The sequence below is a fragment of the Streptomyces sp. SLBN-118 genome (assembly GCF_006715635.1).
GTDB lineage: Bacteria > Actinomycetota > Actinomycetes > Streptomycetales > Streptomycetaceae > Streptomyces.
The window spans coordinates 2,740,277-2,757,821 of record NZ_VFNP01000001.1; the positions used below are offsets into that span (position 1 = coordinate 2,740,277).

Below are 17,545 nucleotides of genomic sequence, written 5' to 3' on the forward strand. Positions count from 1 at the left end.
TCACCACTCCCTCTCGTCGGGCAGCGACGCGAGGGCTTCTCTCGCGGTTTCTCGGTTGATGCGGATGTCTTCGGCGATGGAGGCGGCGAGGGCGGATTCGCCGGGGGTGTGGCCGTGTCCGGCGTAGCGCCAGTCCGCGAGGACGAGCGTCGTGTCGGGGTCCGGGAGGCCGAGTGTTTGGCGTTGCTCGGTGGCGCGGTAGTCAGCGCGGATTTGGCGGCGTTCGGTGAAGGTGGAGGAGTAGCGGCGGCTCTTGGTCAGGAAGTGGCCGCGGAAGCCGAGCATGTGGGCCCAGGCCCAGAGCTTGCGGTCGGGGTAGAGCGGGTTGAGGTTCCAGCAGGCGCGGATGAGTCGGCGGGCGTGCTCGGGTACGTGGTGCTGGTCGAGTTCGGCGAGTTCTCCGACGCGCTTGTCGAGAGCGCCGGTGGTCTCGGCTGCTTTGGTGGCGTACTTGGCGACGTAGGCAGCCACCTTCTGCTCGCTGATGTCGTCGCCGTCGTCGAAGGCCTGGATGGGCCGGACGTCGAGCTTCTTGCCCCAGCGCAGCGTCCGGGCCGGCTCATCACCTGCCGCGGGCACGTCGGCCGTGACGTAGGGGTGCTCGGCTGCCGCCTCGATGCAGTCGGTGAGGAGGTCGGTGGTGGCCCACCTGGGCGGCAGGCTGCTAGGCCCGTCGGGTCCGTCGATGCGGATCACGGCGTGGAAGTGGATCGCGCCGCGCTTTTGGAACTCCGCGACCTTGTTGAACGACAGCCGGGCGGATTCCTTGAACGCCTTCTGCGTGAGTCCTGCGGCAGCGGCGAGCTCGCGACGCAGCCGGTTGACGAACCGGTGCCACAGCTCGCCCGCGTGATTGTTGAACAGCACCGCGCCCGCGTAGTCGTACGTGTCCGGGTCCAGCGCGGCGCCGAGCGCGGGATCATCGTCCTGGTGGCGGGTGCCGCAGCGGCAGCGGCCGGTGTCGGGGATGTTGTGCACGCGCCCGAACGACGGCGCGGTCAAGGTGGCGAAGACCCGGGGGCGTTCGCGTACCTGAGTGGGGATGTTCATGGCGGTGTCGCCGGACAGGCCCGCGCGCACCAGCCGGTAGGCGTCTCCGGCATAGAGGTAGGCGCAGGGCTGGCAGCGGGAGGCGCGACGGTTGCCACAAGCGATGCGCAGCCGACCACCGGGCTCGTCCTGGGTCGAGTACGTGTGCAGGACCTGCCCGGTGCTCTTGTCGCGGATCAGGGACCAGCCGGTCAGGTGGATGGGCTGGGCGCAACCTCCGGTCTTGCGGACCTGGTCTTGCCAGCGGTCGAAGTCGGGGGCCGAAGCCACCCTGAGCAGGTCGCCCAGGGTGGTCGGGTCCAGCACGTCAGACACGGGCCGCCTCCAGCGCGTCGGCGACGAGCGGGGAAGCGAGCAGACCCGAGGGCGGGATCCACAGGCCACGAGCGCCGGGCCAGAACAGCGGCCGGGCCAGCGCGGTCACGGCGGTCAGGTGCCAGTGCCAGCGCTCACGGGCGGACCAGAGCGTGCAGTAGCCGTCATCCGGGTGGCAGCCATCCAGCAGCGCGACGGCGACAACCGCGCCCCGCGGGAAGGGGCGGCGCAGGAACGGCCGGGCCAGCGGCGCGTCGTGCGCGTTCGGGTCGAGGGAACGTCCGGCATGGATCAGGACGAGGCCCCGGTGATCGGTCGGCCAGGACCGGTTCTCGATCCGCTTCGTGCCGTAGGCAATCGCACTGGCCCAGGGCTGCCACACAGTCAGCGCCAGAACCGGAGCCGCATCGAGTTCGCGGGCGTGAGGCTCGTGCATCACAGCACCTCCAGCAGGGCGGAGGCGATCCACTGGGCGACGTTGGCGGGCACGGCGTTTCCGGCCTGCTTGGTCTGCTCTCCCCCGTGGCCCAGCACGGTGTAGTCGTCGGTGAACCGCTGGGCACGCAGGTGCTCGCGTGCGGACAGCATCCGGAAGTAGCAGTCCTCCACCTCGATCAGCTCCGGGGTGTGGTCGACGCCGAGGACCAGGCCGGCTGACTCGCGGGTGGCGATGGTGTGCAGCGGGGTGCCGGTCGTGGTCGGGTCACCCTTGCGGTAGGGGATGACCAGACCGTGGTGGTTGCCTCCGGCGGTGATCGCGGCCAGCGGGTCACCGACTCCCCGGGTGGTGGAGCCGCCGCCGCGGTGCTCGGTGATGAACGGGGCGGGCCACAGCAGGGCTTCGCTCTCCCGGGTGGTGCGGGTCCGCATCGGGACGCTGACCGCAGCGGCATCGGTGTTCCAGCTCCCGCCTGTGGGGACGAGCAGGGGCGGGATGGCGATCCCGTCGCCGATCCGGACCGTGCGGGTGGGCAAGGGGGCGGCGAGGGCGGGAAAGGCGCGGCCGTCGCCCTGATCGCTGTGGTTGACCGTGACCACGGACGGCACCCGGTGCTTGTCCAGCCCGAGCCGGATCTTGCGGAGGGTGGAGGCGGCCAGGCGCTTCATGCCCTTGGTGGGCCGGTCGCCGATCCGGATACCGGGGTCTGACCAGTTGATCGCGCTCGCTGCGGGCCGTACATAGGGTTCGACGATCCGGTGGCGACAAGTGGCGTTGGGGCAGCGGAAGTCGTACTGCTGCCGGTACTTGCCGATCTTCCGGCCGTTGCGCCAGGACTGGACCGCCAGCACATCCTCACCGCAGCCGGAGCACCAGGCGGGCGGGCGGACATCGAGATTCGGTGCCCGCAGCTCCCGTCGGGTGAAGACGATGAAGATCCGGTCCCGCCACTGCGGGGCGTGCGGATTGTCGTCCGCGCCGATGTGGGCGGCAGTGACCGAGACGATCTGGTGACGGAAGCCCAGGATCTCCCAGGCGTGCAGCCACCAGGAGAACAGCGGCCAGGCGGTGGCGAACCGGGGGACGTTCTCGCACACCACCGCGTCGAAGTGGTGCACCTCTGCCGCGCGCAGGATGTCGTAGGCGGTGGCCCGGGTCCGCTCCCACGCCGCGTCCTGGATCGGTCCCTCCTCCAGCAGGTCCAACTGTCCCGGGGTGGGCGGGGGCTTGGGGCGGCTGATGCCGTCGGCGGGGCTGCCCTCGGTGCAGATCGGGGAACCGACCAGGACCCGGGCCCTGGGCAGACACCGCATGTCGTAGTGGTCGAGATCCACGCAGAGGTGTTCGGCCTCGGGGAAGTTCGCCGCGTGCGTCTCGACCGCGCGGGCCCAGTGATTGGCGCCGAGCACCACGTCGAAGCCGGCCCGGCGGAACCCGTCGGAGTCCCCGCCAGCGCCGCAGAACAGATGGATCGAGGTGGCGCGGGAGGTAGCGGATCGGCGCATCACCGGCCTGCCTCCTGTCCGAGCGAGGCAGCGGCGGGACGGCGGCTGGTGACCAGCCAGAGGGGAGCGTGGCCGGTGCCGTGGCAGGCCGGGCAGGCGACGGGCAGGGTGGTGCGGGTGCCGTCGCTGTTGCGGGTGCCGGTGGTGATGGCGACGACGGGGAAGCCGTCACAGTCGGGGCAGATCCGCGCAGCACGAGCAGCGGGGTCGGGCATCATGGAGATTCCTTCCGGTTTCAGTGATCGGGTAGGGGCACGGCTCTCGGAGCGGGCGGAAACTTGGCGGTTGAAGACCGCTCCGGGGCCGGTCAGCGCTTGGTGGACTTGCGGTCCGACTTGGGCGTCTTGATGGCGAGGGTGACGAGCCCGCCACCGCCGACGAGGGTCGGAACCGCCGCCTTGATCGCGGCAGCGGTGGTCGCGGCGACCTGGACCAGGGACAGCACGGCCACGGTGGTGATGTAGACGAGACCGCACAGCCCGACCATGGCCACCAGGACCAGGAGCACGGGTCCGGTCCAGGAGCGCGGCGTGGTGTGGACGATGACCACGGACCGGGGGTCGGTCCCCGGGGGGATCAAGTCGGCCGGGACGTGTCCGGCGCGCAGCTGTGCATCGGGGCGTATCACGGCTGTTCTCCTTCCGGGGCTTGCTATTTGGTGGTGCCGTTGACGACGTCAACACCGGCTTTGGTGCCGGACTCGATCGCCGGGGCCAGGAACGTGTCGGCGAGCAGGAAGCCGCCCAGGAGGAGCACGACGATCAGCCAGGTCGGCGGGCGCATGATCTTGATTCCGAAGTAGCCGAAGATGGCGATCACGGCGATCAGCGGCAGTTCGACGTTCACAGCCGGTCAGTCCTTCCCGGTGAGCTGGAGAGCGAGGGCATCGGCCATCGGGCCGGGCACGCCGAGACGGGCGCGCAGAATGTCCGGGTCGATCGGAGCGCCGGTGGCAGTGCGGTGCGCGTCGGCGACCTTCCGGGCATGCGCGAGGAGCGCGGTCGGGACCGGGGCGGCTGGCGGCAGGGCCGCAACCGGCTCGGGTTCGGGCTCAGGTGCTGGGACCGCAGGGGGTGCCTCACGGGTGAGCGCCACGTCTGCGGCCGGTTCGGCAACCGGGGCAGACGCCCCCTTTTGGCCGCGGTGGGTGGGAGTGTGGACGAGGAGGGTGCCGCCGAGGAACGCGAGCGCGGGCCAGCCGGCCACCAAGATGCGCAGCCAGGCAGGGACGTTGTTGAGGTCGAGGAGTCCCGCGGTGGCAACATTCGCGCCGAGTGAGGCGGCGAGCGCGACGGCGAACCAGGTCCATGCGGCGCGGGTCGGGCCGCCGTCGGCGCGCAGGATCCGCAGGCGTCGCCAGGCAGCGACCAGCAGCAGATCCACGGAGACCGGGTAGGCCCAGGCCTTCCAGCCGTCTTGTCCCGCGGCGGCAGCGATGTCGTGCAGGTGGGCGAAGGACAGGGCCCCGGCGATCACGGCTTGCACCAGCACGGCATCCGGGCGGGGTACGGAGCGAGCCATCAGTGTCCTCCTTCTTGGCGGTTGCTAGTCGGTCGGTTCGGAGCAGGCTCGGGGGCCGATGTGGAGAAGCAGTTCCGCCCGCTCTTCGTCGTCAGCGGCCATCCGGTAGGCGGCGCGCGCGACGAGTGCGCTGGAGAAGTGGCCTGCTTCCACGGCCTGTCGGACCTCGCGGATGGCGTTCTCAATCTCGGTGCGCATCGGTTGTCCAGATCTCTGGAGCCGGGGCCGGGCGGGGGCTCACATGTCCTTCCGCCCGGTTCCCAGCGGGATCAGTCGGTCGGGGCTTGGCCGGTGCCGAAGCAGGTCAGGCACAGGGCCTCTTGCCGGTCGCTGCTTTCACGCTTGCTGCGGGCGCCGACCTTGAAGGACTCGGAGACCTGACCGGTGGTGCAGTCCGGACACGGCTTGGGCTTGCTCTTGGCCGGGCGGCGGGCGGTGCGCTTGGGTGCCGTCACGGGGCTTCTCCTTTCGGGCATGGCGGGGGTAGGGACCTGGCGCGAGACGGTCACGCCGACCGGAGTGGAGGTAAGGAGCTACGAGGTGCTGGGTGCACCCATCGGCACGGTCACCGGCACGGGAGCCTCGGTGCGCGGGCGGAACGGGGCCAGTCCCGGGATCTGCGGTGTGAGGTGCCCGAACTTGTGGCACACCGCCGCGACTTGACCCAGCGACGTCTTCGGGGTGCGGATGCGGGACCAGCCGCCGGAGGAGTCGCCCGCGATGGCGGTACCGGCCCGCTCCGGGGCGATGCTGGTCGCGGCGAACACGGCCAGTTCGCTGACGTCGCCCAGGCCCATGTCGGCGGTCTGCTTGTCGTTGCAGCGGTGCACCACGCGGCCGGTGAGCTGGGCACGCAACGCGGTTGCGCCCTTGCCGAGTTCGGAGCCGAAGCGCTGCCCGCACACCTCCAGGTAGATGCCGACCGCGCGGGCCAGCTGCGCGAGCCGGACCAGCTGGGTGACCATGCGGTCCCGCCGTGCCGTGTCGGCCTTGGTGGTGATCAGGAACAGTTCGGCGATCTCGTCGATCAGCACCACGATCGGAATGGGGCGGAGCTTCTTCGGCAGGCCCCAGATGTCGGAGGTGATGTCCTCCAAGGGTGTGCCCGGGGAGATGCCCTGGTGCAGGCACAGCAGGTCGAACCGGTCTTCCATCTCCTCCACGAGCGCATCGAGCAGCGCGTCGGCCTGGTCCGGCGTGATGGCCAGGGCCGACAGGCGGGGCGAGAAGGCGCTCTGTTCCACGCCGCGTTTGCAGTCGATGCCCACCAGGGCGACATCGAGGGGCGCGAGGGCTTTGATCAGGCAGCGCTGGTACATCGACTTGCCGGACTTGTTCGCACCGAGCGTGAGGGAGTGCGGGATGTCCTGGTAGTCGCGGACGAACGGCCGGCCGTCCTCCCGCAGGGCGACCGCGACGGACAGCGGTCCGGAGGGCAGGCGGCGCGGCATGCGCACGCGGTCGAGGATGTCGAAGCCGGTCATCCGCAGCTCGACCACACCCGGCTTGATCTCGGCGACATGCACCGAATAGACGCCCCAGGCGTGCCGCAGCCGCTCGGCCGACTTGACCACGTCCTCCGGGGCCAGACCCGCAGCCAGCCGCAGGCGAAGACGGAGACCGGTACTGGTGGGGCGTATCCCTCGGATCTTCGGGATTCCCGGGCGGCTCACCTTGTCGCCGGCGGACAGCTTGTGGGCGAAGACCCGCCACCACGGCGGAGCCACAGTCAGTTCGCAGGCTTCCATCGTCTGGCGGTAGGAGGAGAGCACCCGGTACAGGGCGGCCGGAAGGCCGAACAGGCTCCAGTACAGAGCCGGGGCCTTAGCGCGTGTGACCAGCGCGAGCACCGCTATCGCAGCGGAGACTAAGAGCAGGTCGGTCACGGCGATCAGCCCTGGCCGTTCGATGCGGCCGCAACCTCCGCGGCCATCACCGCGGTTGCCCTGTAGCTGATGCCGTGCCCGTACTCGTTCTCCCACGGAGTGGCCACCAGACCGGGCAGAGCCACCGGCATTCCGGGGAACAGGTCCGGCTGAATCCCGTCCTCGGCGACCACGACGGTCTCAGCGTCGGGACGGCCGTCCACGATCACCGCGACGTTCACGTTGTAGAGAACCTTGCCCGACTGCTTGTCGATCGCGATCTCACCGGTCTCCCGGTTCTTGACCTTCTTCTCCGGAACCTGGATGAGCATCACCGTCATGGCCTCGGTTTTCACGGGGATCTTCCGCATGGCTTGCCTCCTGAAGCAATCGATGGGTGAGCGGTACGTACATAGTCGGCTTGGCATGCCTAGTTGTCAAGGCGTTCTTGGCTTGCCTAGTTGAGCGAGTTGCCGCGAAGCTGGGTTCTGTGACGACCGCGAAGAGAGTGGACATGATCGAGAAGTCCGGCGTACCCGCTTATCTCCAGATCGCCGGGAACCTGCGCGAGCAGATTCAGCAGGGCCTGTTGACACCCGAGGAGCCGCTTCCGTCGACCGCGGAACTCGGTCGGCAGTACGGAGTGTCAGCGAGCGTCGTCAAGGCTGCGATCAGCGTTCTTCGCACCGAGGGTCTCGTCATTGGGCAACAAGGGAAGGGGGTGTTCGTCCGCCCCGCCGGCCAGGATCAGCAGCCGGAAGGCGTCGACGACGATGCGCTTGCCGCCCAACTCGGGGAGATCCAGAGCGCGATCCAGGATCTTTCAGGTCGCATGGCTGCGATCGAAGCCGCAGTGTTCCCACAGAGCTCTCGAACTGACCGATCCGACAAGTAAGTTCATCCAATTCTGCTCGGATGGCACTCATCCGGCGCAGTAGGGCCTTTCTCTGATCTTGAGTCCGTGTCATTGCTAACCACTCCGTCTCTGGAGGCTCCGCCCCTGGCTAGCGGGCTTGCATCCATTGACGCTCAGTAGTCGCAACATCGCCATGGACCGGATGTGGACACGAGATCGGCCGGGTAACTGTCCACATGGGAGGGATGAATCTTGGCCCAGGAGCCCCGAAAGCTCACTCCTACCAAGTCCGCTCAGGATCTTCTCGGCGCGGAACTTCGGCACTGGCGCAAGGTTCGCGGACTCTCGCAGGACGAGGTTGGCGCGCGAGTCTTCACCAGCGGCGACACGTTAAGCAAGGTAGAGGGCGCAAAGCGCTTTCCATCACGGGAAGTGGTTGAGGGCTGCGACGAAGTCCTTGGCACTGGCGGGATCTTGGCTCGGCTATGGGATCTTGCAGACGCCCAGCGTCTTGACGGGCGCACACGGTCAGCCAGGCAGTCAAACTATGTGGACACTTCCTCTCTCGCTCTCCAGGGCGCCCTCTCCGCAGGCACGATGAAGCTCCGGATGGATGAGGAGGGCAACGTGTGGGCCGAGGTCAATCGACGATCGTTTCTCGTGGGCAGTGCTGCCTCATTACTCAGCCATAGCACTGCCGGCGGGGCCGCCGGTCTCAACGGCCTCTCTCCCGAAGTGGGCGCAGCGGATGATCCCTTCGGGTTCGCCAGAATGGCGACCTCGAACTGGCCCGATCTACGACTCTCCCGCCCAGTGCCCGACTTCGGAGTTGACTGGACTGCCCTCATGCCGGGGGGACGCTCGATGCTCGGTGCCAACATCCCGCTGCAACTGCACCCGGCTCGGATCGACGGCAGCCGGGCACTCGTCTCCATCCCCGACCCACGTCGCGCCAGCAGCTTCTTGGACCGCCCCGGACGTGGCCTGCTCATTGGAGCTGCGGGCAACGACGATTCGCCCCAGTTCTATCTGCTCGACGGCCGGAACGCCCGAGGGCGCGTGAGCCGCACCGCAAGCGTTCAAGAGGTCACTGCACCCCTTGCCTACGAGCTCGACGATCTGACCTACGGCATCCTCTGGGCTGTCTCCAACTACGACGATGCATTGCAGGCAGACGATCAGGACTTGGCTGAGACGCGGACCGATCTCGAACGGTACGACCGTCTGTCCTCCTCAGCCGTCAGCCGGGAGGCCGCGCCGGGGCTCAACTCCGTTGCTCACATGTGGCTCGGATCGGACTTCTGCGCGCGCCACATCCTCAAGGCGTTGCCCGACCTGCCGGAGGTACCGGCGTTCTGGACCCGAGAGCAGCGTGGCGAAGAAGCCAGTGCGTGGCTGATCTTCGATCACAAGTACCCGTACCTTCAAGCGACGACCCAGGCACTTGGTGCGCCGAGCACACGAGCGTTCTGCGTGCCCGAGGCCATCGTTCAAGCTTCACCCCGACATGAGCGGATCTTGCTCTTCCTGGCTGTGGCGCTCATGGAGTCTCTCGGCATCCATGCGCAGTTCACCACGGACGCGTCATACGAAGCCGTCGAAGGGTTCGTCGTCTCGCCCAACAAAGAGGCGATCATTGCCAACTGGGTTCGAGGCGACGGCATGTGGCATGTCGACGTGACCGGACGGACATCGATCGTCCGTGCATTCACCAATGCCGCAGGCGATGTTGCAGCAGATTCGATCATCGAGGCGCCAACGGCAGCAGAACGCCTACGTGCCCTGGCGCACTACCTCGACCTTCCTTGGACCTGGCTGATCCATCGATGCGCCCAGCTCGGTAAGTACGGGACATCGGGCCTAATCCAGTCCCGAAGCCGACTCGTATCAGCAGCCGGCCTTGATGCGGCCTGTTCGTACGTCGGTGCATTGCCGATCGACAGCTAGCCTGCAAGCCGCGACCAAAGGAGAAAGCTCAGATGACGGACACGCGTCGACGCGTTGCAGTGTTCTCACTCGGTGGCACCATCGCGATGACCTCCCAAGATGCGGGCGGTGCGACCCCGACGCTCTCAGCCGGTGATCTCGTAGCAGCCGTACCAGGTCTCGCCGAGACAGGCGTCGCGATCGAGGTCCGCGACTTCCGACGACTGCCCGGTGCATCACTGGCCTTCCACGACCTACTCGATCTCGTCGCGGAAATCGAAGCGCTCGATGTAGACGGCGTGGTGATCACGCAGGGCACGGACACCATCGAAGAGACCTCGTACCTGATCGACCTCGTGTACTCAGCCGAGATTCCAATCGTCGTCACAGGAGCGATGCGCAACGCGAGCATGGCGGGCGCCGATGGGCCGGCCAATGTGCTTGCTGCCGTCCGTGTCGCTGCCAGCTTCGAGGCCCGGGGAACCGGGGCCGTCGTCGTGTTCGGCGAGGAGATCCACGCCGCTCGTTGGGTACGCAAGGCTCACGCCACAAGCCCTACGGCGTTCACGTCCTACCCAGGACCGATTGGCTACGTTGCCGAGGACCGAGTACGGATCTGGAGCCAGCCGACCGAAGAGCCGAAGATCCCGCGCCAGCAACTCAGCAACCATGCCCGGACCGCGGTGGCGCTGATCGGACTCGGAGATGATGGGGTCGTATTGCGTGCCATCGGAGCACAGGTCGATGGCTTGGTTGTTGCCGCGTTCGGCGCCGGGCACGTTCCCATTGGGTGCGTCGATGCGCTGGCAAACCTTGCCAAGGAGATGCCGGTGATCCTGGCGACGCGCACCGGGGCCGGACCTGTCCTGACCGACACTTACGGATTCCCCGGATCGGAAGCCGACCTGCTTGCCCGTGGGCTCCTCGCGGCCAACACTCTCGGCCCGATCAAGGCGCGGATTCTTCTCCAGCTCCTGTTGATGCAGGGTGCCGATCACAACGAGATCGCAGAGCATCTCAGCCTCATCCACTGACCGAGGCCCACATCCCGAGAGGACTGTCTTGCGCAGCTACGAGTTGACCACCGGCCGAACCTTCGGGGTGGCCTTCGACCATGGCGACGACTTCTTTCCCACGCTCGCCGAGTTCTGCCGCACCAACGGCGTTCGGCACGGATACATCCCCATGTTCATCGCGGGCTTCGCCGAAGCCGAGATCGTCGGCGCTTGCGAGAAATTGGAAGACCCAGAGGCCCCGGTGTGGAGCAAGGTCCACTTGGCCGGGGTCGAGGCGATGGGATGCGGAACTCTCGCGTACGACGCCGAGACGGACACCGTGCTGCCGCACATCCATACCTCACTCGGAGAGAAGGCGCGCTCAGCCAACGGGCATACGAGCCACCTGCTCAGCGCCCAGGTGCAATTCCTCGTCGAGATGCTCGTCGTCGAGGTCACCTCACCGGTCATGACCCGTCCTCAGAATCCGGACCTCTACAACGTTCCGCTGCTGACCTTCGGAGTTTGATCCGCACAGCTCAGGTACTTCGCGTTGAATAGTGCTGGCTCAGAGCACGCCAAGTTGACGATGGGTCATTCCTCCGAGACCGTGGGGGATCGACACCGGCGGGAGGCCCCTAGTGGCACTGTGGAAGAGACGGCGAAACCGCGACGAGCAGCCGCCCAGGCGTCCGGAGTACGAGGTCGACCACACCGTCAACAGCGTCTGGGAACTCATCCTCGGGCTCGGCGCCATAGCGGTCAAGGACGGCAAGCCCGAGCTGGCCGAGGACAACTTCCGTCAGGTCATGAACTCGGGGGACCCCGACTCCGCGCCCATCGGTGCCTTCAATCTGGGGCTCCTGCTGGACAAGCGGGGGGAGCTGACAGAAGCTCAAGACGCCTATCGGCGAGGCCTGGAGTCCGGACATCCCGAGGTGGCGGGGATGTGCGGGCTCAACCTCAGCGAGGTGCTCAGGGGCCTGGGCGACATCGAGGGCGCACTGAACTGCCTGCGTCTGGTCGCCGCGACAGAGCATCCCGACCATGCACCGAGGGCTGCGGTCAATACCGCGCAGATAGCCCTTGAGGAAGGTCTGCCGGATGTCGCGGAACGCACCTTCCGCCAGGTCGTGGCCACCGAGCACCCGGTCGAGTCGATCCGCGCGGCTTATCATCTCAGCGTGCTTCTACTCGGTAACGGCGACCTCGCCGGCGCGCAGGAGGCCGCCACCTGGGTCCTGAACGTGGACCGCAATGAGTTCACCGCCGCAGCCCACTTTGTGATCGGGGAGGTCTCCTTGAAACGCGAAGACGTCGCCGCGGCGGAGCTGTCCTACAGCCGTGCGCTGGAACTGGGCGACGAGCAGATCGCGGCCCTCGCCCGGAACGCGCTGCGCGATCTGGTGGGGTGATCGCTGCGGTAGTGAGCCGCAAGGCGGCGCGGACAGAGTTTCCCTACGTCTATCAAGGCTCGCTGCGCTCGCTTCCCGAGCGGCGTCCGGTCGCCGAGCGAGGGCGTTGCCAATTCAGTCTCCGCACTGCGGTCCAGCCACACGCGTACGGCCCTGTCCCATGCCTGCCATGCGCCCGAGTGGCCCCCAGAAGGCAGCAGCAACACCAGGCCACCAGCACCGGGATACCGCGGTGGAAGCTCGGGAGAACACCACAGTTGACGCATAGGGCGTCTGTCTTCCCGGCCTCCTGAACTGCGTAGCAGTCTGATCCGAGGTCAGAGTTGCCGCGCATAACGCGGCGGCGCCGGCCGGACGCCGCCGCGCTTGTCCCTCAATGTCTACGCCACCGGGCCCGCACGTCGTCGCCCGCCCGCGCCCACAAGGGGGGCGAAATACCAGGCCGGGGGTGGGACGGTCGGCTCCACGGCTTTACCCACCTCCCCGATTCGGGTCCCGCGTCGAGCAAGACCAGGGGGCCACTCGGACACATTGCGGGCAGGGGAGGAGCCTGCCCGAGTAGCCGGAAAGCGTACGGCCCCCTGATCATGCACGACCCCAAACCGGGCAGGACACCGACCAAAGCCGTTCCGCCGACCTCGGGCGTAGTACGCCACTGGCTGCCTCGGGAACTCCACAGACCGTGCTGAGCCGCCACCGCATAGGCATCCTTTGGGCTGGCCGCACGAAGCAGAACCGAGTGCCATGTCATCCTTCGCCCATCGGCCGTACACAGAAGCGTGTCGGGACCCCTGCCGCATGTCACAAGCGACAAGGTATTGGACATGGATGCAGGCACAGCGGCGGTCGCGGCGTCATCGATTGCTGCTGGGGCAGGCGTCCTAGCTGGAACTCTCGGCGCATACATCGCAGCGAAGCAGCAGAGGCTCAAGGCACAAGAAGACGTCAAGAGCGAGCATCAGCGCTGGATTCGGCAACAGCGTAGTGACGCATACGCCGCACTTCTGGCTGCCTATGACGTCTTCACATCGGCAGCGAGCCCTCTGACTGTCCCATTCAGCGGATCGGTAGACACATCGGAGGCGGCACTACAGGCCCTTAACACGGCTGAATATCGAGTGGTGCAGGCACGTGCTCGAATTGACGTTGTCGGACCGGATGAGGTGGAGAGGGCATCGGCGGTTCTCGTAGAGGCCGTTGGCGAGCTGGCAACGGTGCTACGCAGCGTCTGCGAGCAGGTCAGACCGTCGCCTACCGCGTCCAGCCACATTCTCACTCAGGCTAATCCCCCTGTGGATGTTGTCGGCGAAGCGCACTTGGCATGTAGGGAAGCCATGAAGAAGGTGCTTCAGAGCGAGACCCCAGAACTCCCAAAGTGACCGGCTGGCGCCCTGCTCGATGACCCCACATGGATCGAGTGGGTAGGCGGCAGAGAAGCCCACCAGTACGAACCCCTGGGGATCCTGCCGTGACGCCGGTCGCCAGCCCTGACCGCTGCAGAAGCGTTCAGCAGCGAAGTACCGCAACTGCAACAACCGACCACGTCGGTAGCCTCCTTTAAGGGCCTCGAAGTGACCGGTATGGACCGCCTGCATTTTCTTACCTTAACTCTTTGGGTCCGTCAGCAATCCACTTAGTGCTCCGCGCGATCGAATCGGCGATCACATGCCGAGCGGAGGTTCCCACTCCATAAAGACCCCCGAGTCGTGCTGTCGGGCAGCGAATCGCCGGTCAGTCACCAAAAGGTCATCGGGGAACGGATGTTCAGCCCATGGGTTGTCGAAACGGAGAACCGTCGGCGGCTCCTGCGATTTTGGCGTCCACCCCCACGTGAAAACGAAGGCACAACTCAAACGCCGGTTCCGGCCTTCAGGATAAGCCTTGGATATCCCAAAGGTGCCGTTCCCCTTCCGGCTTGCCCGAGCGGAACCAGGGTTGTTTTCTTGAAACGTAACAACATCGTCGCCGTAGAGAGCGTTTACGACTTCTTCGGTATCGCAGAACAAGTCCCTTACGCTGATAAAAATCGCGAAGGGTTGATTGCGGTGGTCGTACTTTCCGCCTACCTTCTTGCTTACCCTGCTGCGAATTCGCCGGTCGGACTGAACGAACCCACCGATCACGGGGCCAGCCAGCACGATCTGCTCGGTGGGCGTTGGTGCCGTTGTCCGGAGGCGCGGAAAGAAGGTGAAAGTAAGCTCCACTTCGGGTGTTGAGTAGGTGGCTTTCGGAAACATTTCACTGGTCAGGTTGGGTGCCGGTGCCCCAAGACTGGATATCGTACTTTCGAGCCACTTCGCTATTTGCGTTGCCCGTGGCTGGCGACTCCACCTGCGAACGTTGAAGGAGAGATGCCATTGAGCGGGTCGGACTCTGCGGTTGATCTCGTCTATCAAGCGCCTGTTCCGAACATCCACCGAGTCGAATCTTTCCTCAGAGAAGAGCGTCAGAACTTCGACGCCGGCGACGTAATCGGATGATCGGTACAATCGAAAATCTGGGCTGTTTTCGTCTTCTTCATATCGAGCTTCGCACGATTGTGAAAGAAGGTGGTGAATGTACAGTTCGTCCCACGCCTGAGCAACCTCGGCATCTTCATCGAGTCGGAGACGACTTAGAAGCATGCCATCACGGTCTGGGAATTTGGCGTACCAGGTGTTGACAACGTTTCGCGCTGCGCGAGCCTCCGATGTGCTTGAAGAACGACACCATTCAGTCCATCCGCGGAATGGGCCGTCGCTCGGATTTTCTGGCTCGACAAAGACTTGTGGGTTCGTCACCCCGCGATGCTATTGGGGCCGAGGGGCGTTGGGGCAAGTCGTTATGGTCAAGCACCCGCAAGATCATGGCTCACCCAACGCATGATCAAGCCCCAAACCCGCAGGGACAGCCTCAAAGCCCACGGTCAGGCGCCTTCTCTACTGTCAGTGGCTCCGTTGCCTGACATCAGTAGCTGACATCAACAGGGGCGTACAACTGCGTACGAGGGCGCACTTCACGCTGGGTTGGCCGTGCGTCCGAGGCGCCCTGTGCTCGCCATGAGAGAGGAGCGCTCGCACGGTGCACCCGCCCACGGATCAGAAGGTCGCAGGCTCGAAATCCTGCCGAGTGCGCGAGAGGCCCCCGGCAATCAGCCGTGGGCCTCTCGTGTTGGCGACGAACAGCGGTGCCCGCGAGACTTTGCAGGTCAGAGCGCTTCCTTCGATGGAGTGATGGGCTCGCCAGACTTCCGTACTACAGGCAAGACACTGGAAGTTGCTCCACTCAACGGCGAGCGATTCAGCAGAGGGCGACCCGTCCCAGACCACGAAGGCACCACCGTCCAGCAGTGCGGCATGAGCCGCGGCGTAACCTCAGCGCCGTCAGCGAGCAGTTGAATGAGCGCCCCGCGTTCCACGGTCATCTCCACTCGGGATCCTGCGGTACAGCAGCGAAGTACAGCAACCGCCTTGACCGTAGTTGGCCGCCACCAGCCCCCAGCGCCACGACTGACCAGCCCGGCAAACCTCAGCAACCGCACTGCCGGTAGTTCGGGACGAAGAGGCCGTGGGTGCGAGCGCACGCACCACAACCGCACCAGATCGAGCTTGGAACAGCGGGGAACCACGGTCCCAGCAATGGTTCCCGCTGGGCCCGCGCACCGGCCAAACGCCGTGGTCAGCCGCAGAACAAGCCCTGGATCACCGCAGCTTCCCAAGCTCAGAGCTTCCACTCGAAGCCACCAGGCCCACCATCCGTCCGCCTGGTCCGCTGAGCCCAAGGCCACAGACCCGAGCGAGTACGAGAGGGCGACACCATCGGCAGCGCAGCAGTAGCAACTGGAGTGGGCTGTCAGGCGAGCCACTCCACCGCGGCTGGGCACCGCCACGACCGCCAGGGCTTAGCCAACGCGCTGGAGGACGAAGCCGCTGGCCTGGCGCTGCCGCAAGTCGTTGCGAACTGGAGCGGCCCATCTCACGTGTTGCCCCGACCAGGCCTCGTCCGGCAGGCGGGAAAAGTTCTTTCTGCCGTCCGGATGAACGTATACGGTGGGGCGCCACAGACGCTTACCCTCAATGCAACGCCCAACCGGGGTGCGAAAAGGGCAGTCTGACCTCCTCCTCCATGTCCCCCTGAGCAATCCGGGCCTTGACTCGGTCGTCGGCGGAAAGACCCGCCGGCAACTCGGTGGAGCTAGTGGGCAAGGCTGCCATCAAGTCCGTGAGAGTCAACCCCCATGCGTTTTTGAGGTGCGCCTCGGACAACCACGTTCCCTTCATTTTCACATCGGATAGAAGCGCAGCATCTAGGTTTGCGTTTCGCAGAGAGGCGCCGTTCAGATTGGTTCCGAGCAGCCTCGCCTCCGTCAAGAGGGTGTCGTGCATCCACGCCTCTTCAAGGTGGGTCCCCATGAGGTTTGTGCCCCGCATGTCTGCCCCGTCCAGGCATGCACGCTCCAAGTGAGCGCCCGACAGGTCAGCGCCCCGCAGGTCGGTCTTCCGCAGGTCGATGAAGAAGGACTCGTCCCGATCTCGGGGCCGTCGGCCGAGCACGGTGAGTGCAGCCTGCACCGGTTGGCAAGGACGTGGGGGTACGCGGCGACCGTCCGCGTCAGTGGGGTGGTGTTCGGTCTGCTTCGCGTCGCCGGCAAAGGGCGCGTGCTCCCGGATGAAAGAGGCGAGCACCTCAACAATGGGGGGACGATCCTTGGCGGAGTCGCGCATGATCCGTTCCAAGGAGTAGATGCCGCCGAGCTGCTCCAATGGCCGTGTCGAGGCGATCTGATCGATGGCGTTCTTGAACCGGTCAGTTACTTGCCCCTCCCGACTCAGGTGCAGAGTGTGGTGGGTGTAAATCAGACCTGCCGCCACCAGCAGGCCCGCGCCGAGGGCTACCAGAGCCGTGCGCAGTCCCGAGACCGTGGTCCCCTGGGCAGGCGTGAGGTCCTCGTCGAGGTAGTGATCATCGAGCCACCACGGGATTCGCCACAGTGCCACCGTGACGAGGACGAGCACACCCGCTGCGGTGAGTCCCAAGAAGCCCCACCGCACCAGCAGCGGCAGCCGCGACCACTTCGACCCCATGTCGGTAAGCAAAACCCAATCACGGCGTACGTGCCACCTCGCTCACCCTTTAGGGCCGAGAAGCGGCAGGTCGAGGTCCTACGCTGGACATCCGGGAGGCGGCCGTTCGGGTCGTAGTTTCGGACAGCTCCGCCAGGCTGATCACCTCCTAACTCGCGTAGGAGGCACGGACGCCGTCCGCAGGCGAGAGGTATCGCCGACGGCCACGTGCCAGATCGAGGTCAACCACGGTCACTCGGAGCCTGTAGCGGCGCAGGAGCCCGCCGACAGACTCGGCGCCGCGGCGAACAGCGTGACCGGCGAGGACGTCGTTGTCGGCCGGCTGACTGCAGTGCACAAGGCAGGTGTCGACGACGGCACGCGTACCAGATCCGTGCCAGGTCGAGCGGTCAGCCGCGGTTCACGTGGAGTCTCTAGCAGTGACGGCGCGCGCCGTCCTTCGGTGCCGCCGCGCACCTTGAGCTCGCGGCCTATTCGTGGACGGAGGCTTGCTGTACTCACCCCCTGGACGCTCTGACCTGCTGATATGCCAGAGATACACGGGGCCTCCGGAGCCGTGTGCGCGTCACCGTACTGGGAGCGCAACAGCTCGTCC

At 66.0% G+C, this 17,545-nt stretch carries 19 protein-coding genes; 6 read left to right on the forward strand and 13 right to left on the reverse strand.

Translation table 11 applies throughout. The features are described 5' to 3' along the window. From repSA to FBY35_RS12235, 11 genes are all read right to left on the reverse strand, one after another. On the reverse strand, positions 1–1,365 hold the full coding sequence (gene repSA, locus FBY35_RS12190; RefSeq protein WP_142213817.1) for a replication initiator protein RepSA: 1,365 nt from the start codon (positions 1,363–1,365) through the stop codon (positions 1–3). Then, positions 1,358–1,801, reverse strand: a complete 444-nt coding sequence (locus FBY35_RS12195; RefSeq protein ID WP_142213818.1) for an ASCH domain-containing protein — start codon at positions 1,799–1,801, stop codon at positions 1,358–1,360. The genes repSA and FBY35_RS12195 overlap by 8 nt, the downstream gene beginning before the upstream one ends. After that, entirely contained in the window at positions 1,801–3,309 is a 1,509-nt protein-coding gene (locus FBY35_RS12200) for a DNA cytosine methyltransferase (RefSeq protein ID WP_142213819.1), read from the reverse strand. The genes FBY35_RS12195 and FBY35_RS12200 overlap by 1 nt, the downstream gene beginning before the upstream one ends. Next, on the reverse strand, positions 3,309–3,527 hold the full coding sequence (locus FBY35_RS12205; protein ID WP_260848591.1) for a hypothetical protein: 219 nt from the start codon (positions 3,525–3,527) through the stop codon (positions 3,309–3,311). Before FBY35_RS12205 ends, FBY35_RS12200 begins: the two co-directional genes overlap by 1 nt. 89 nt (positions 3,528–3,616) lie before the next feature. Beyond that, positions 3,617–3,937 carry a hypothetical protein gene (locus tag FBY35_RS12210; RefSeq protein WP_142213820.1) on the reverse strand — a complete coding sequence of 107 codons (321 nt, stop codon included), beginning with the start codon at positions 3,935–3,937 and terminating at the stop codon, positions 3,617–3,619. A gap of 23 nt (positions 3,938–3,960) precedes the next feature. Next, on the reverse strand, positions 3,961–4,155 hold the full coding sequence (locus FBY35_RS12215) for a hypothetical protein (protein ID WP_142213821.1): 195 nt from the start codon (positions 4,153–4,155) through the stop codon (positions 3,961–3,963). A gap of 6 nt (positions 4,156–4,161) precedes the next feature. Beyond that, a complete protein-coding gene (locus FBY35_RS12220; protein ID WP_142213822.1) occupies positions 4,162–4,830 on the reverse strand; it encodes a DUF2637 domain-containing protein in 669 nt (222 codons plus the stop codon). Positions 4,831–4,854: 24 nt separating this feature from the next. Continuing rightward, positions 4,855–5,028, reverse strand: a complete 174-nt coding sequence (locus tag FBY35_RS36085) for a hypothetical protein (RefSeq protein ID WP_160159259.1) — start codon at positions 5,026–5,028, stop codon at positions 4,855–4,857. Positions 5,029–5,099: 71 nt separating this feature from the next. Beyond that, positions 5,100–5,285, reverse strand: a complete 186-nt coding sequence (locus FBY35_RS12225; RefSeq protein ID WP_142213823.1) for a hypothetical protein — start codon at positions 5,283–5,285, stop codon at positions 5,100–5,102. Between the two features lie 78 nt (positions 5,286–5,363). Beyond that, positions 5,364–6,716 (reverse strand): FtsK/SpoIIIE domain-containing protein, encoded by a 1,353-nt coding sequence (locus FBY35_RS12230; RefSeq protein WP_260848592.1) that lies wholly within the window; start codon positions 6,714–6,716, stop codon positions 5,364–5,366. 5 nt (positions 6,717–6,721) lie between these two features. After that, positions 6,722–7,066 (reverse strand): hypothetical protein, encoded by a 345-nt coding sequence (locus FBY35_RS12235; protein ID WP_142213824.1) that lies wholly within the window; start codon positions 7,064–7,066, stop codon positions 6,722–6,724. A gap of 143 nt (positions 7,067–7,209) precedes the next feature. Between FBY35_RS12235 and FBY35_RS12240 the strand changes: the two genes are divergently transcribed. The 6 genes from FBY35_RS12240 to FBY35_RS12265 all read left to right on the forward strand — a co-directional run bounded on the left by FBY35_RS12240 (position 7,210) and on the right by FBY35_RS12265 (position 13,266). After that, positions 7,210–7,590, forward strand: a complete 381-nt coding sequence (locus tag FBY35_RS12240; protein WP_142213825.1) for a winged helix-turn-helix domain-containing protein — start codon at positions 7,210–7,212, stop codon at positions 7,588–7,590. A gap of 213 nt (positions 7,591–7,803) precedes the next feature. Continuing rightward, positions 7,804–9,498, forward strand: a complete 1,695-nt coding sequence (locus FBY35_RS12245; protein WP_160159260.1) for a helix-turn-helix transcriptional regulator — start codon at positions 7,804–7,806, stop codon at positions 9,496–9,498. Positions 9,499–9,530: 32 nt separating this feature from the next. Further along, the gene (locus FBY35_RS12250; RefSeq protein ID WP_142213827.1) at positions 9,531–10,511 is read left to right on the forward strand and encodes an asparaginase; all 981 of its coding nucleotides are present in this window, start codon (positions 9,531–9,533) and stop codon (positions 10,509–10,511) included. A gap of 28 nt (positions 10,512–10,539) precedes the next feature. Further along, complete coding sequence (locus FBY35_RS12255) at positions 10,540–11,001, forward strand: PPC domain-containing DNA-binding protein (RefSeq protein WP_142213828.1); 462 nt, start codon at positions 10,540–10,542, stop codon at positions 10,999–11,001. Between the two features lie 112 nt (positions 11,002–11,113). Beyond that, complete coding sequence (locus FBY35_RS12260; RefSeq protein WP_142213829.1) at positions 11,114–11,887, forward strand: tetratricopeptide repeat protein; 774 nt, start codon at positions 11,114–11,116, stop codon at positions 11,885–11,887. 824 nt (positions 11,888–12,711) lie between these two features. Then, on the forward strand, positions 12,712–13,266 hold the full coding sequence (locus FBY35_RS12265) for a hypothetical protein (protein ID WP_142213830.1): 555 nt from the start codon (positions 12,712–12,714) through the stop codon (positions 13,264–13,266). 282 nt (positions 13,267–13,548) lie between these two features. On the opposite strand, the gene FBY35_RS12270 is transcribed toward FBY35_RS12265, so the two are convergent. Together FBY35_RS12270 and FBY35_RS12275 are read right to left on the reverse strand one after the other, a co-directional pair. Further along, positions 13,549–14,667 (reverse strand): hypothetical protein, encoded by a 1,119-nt coding sequence (locus tag FBY35_RS12270; RefSeq protein WP_142213831.1) that lies wholly within the window; start codon positions 14,665–14,667, stop codon positions 13,549–13,551. A 1,272-nt stretch (positions 14,668–15,939) separates the two neighbouring features. After that, positions 15,940–16,950, reverse strand: coding sequence for a pentapeptide repeat-containing protein (locus tag FBY35_RS12275; protein ID WP_142213832.1), 1,011 nt, complete (start codon positions 16,948–16,950; stop codon positions 15,940–15,942). Positions 16,951–17,545: the final 595 nt, after the last annotated feature.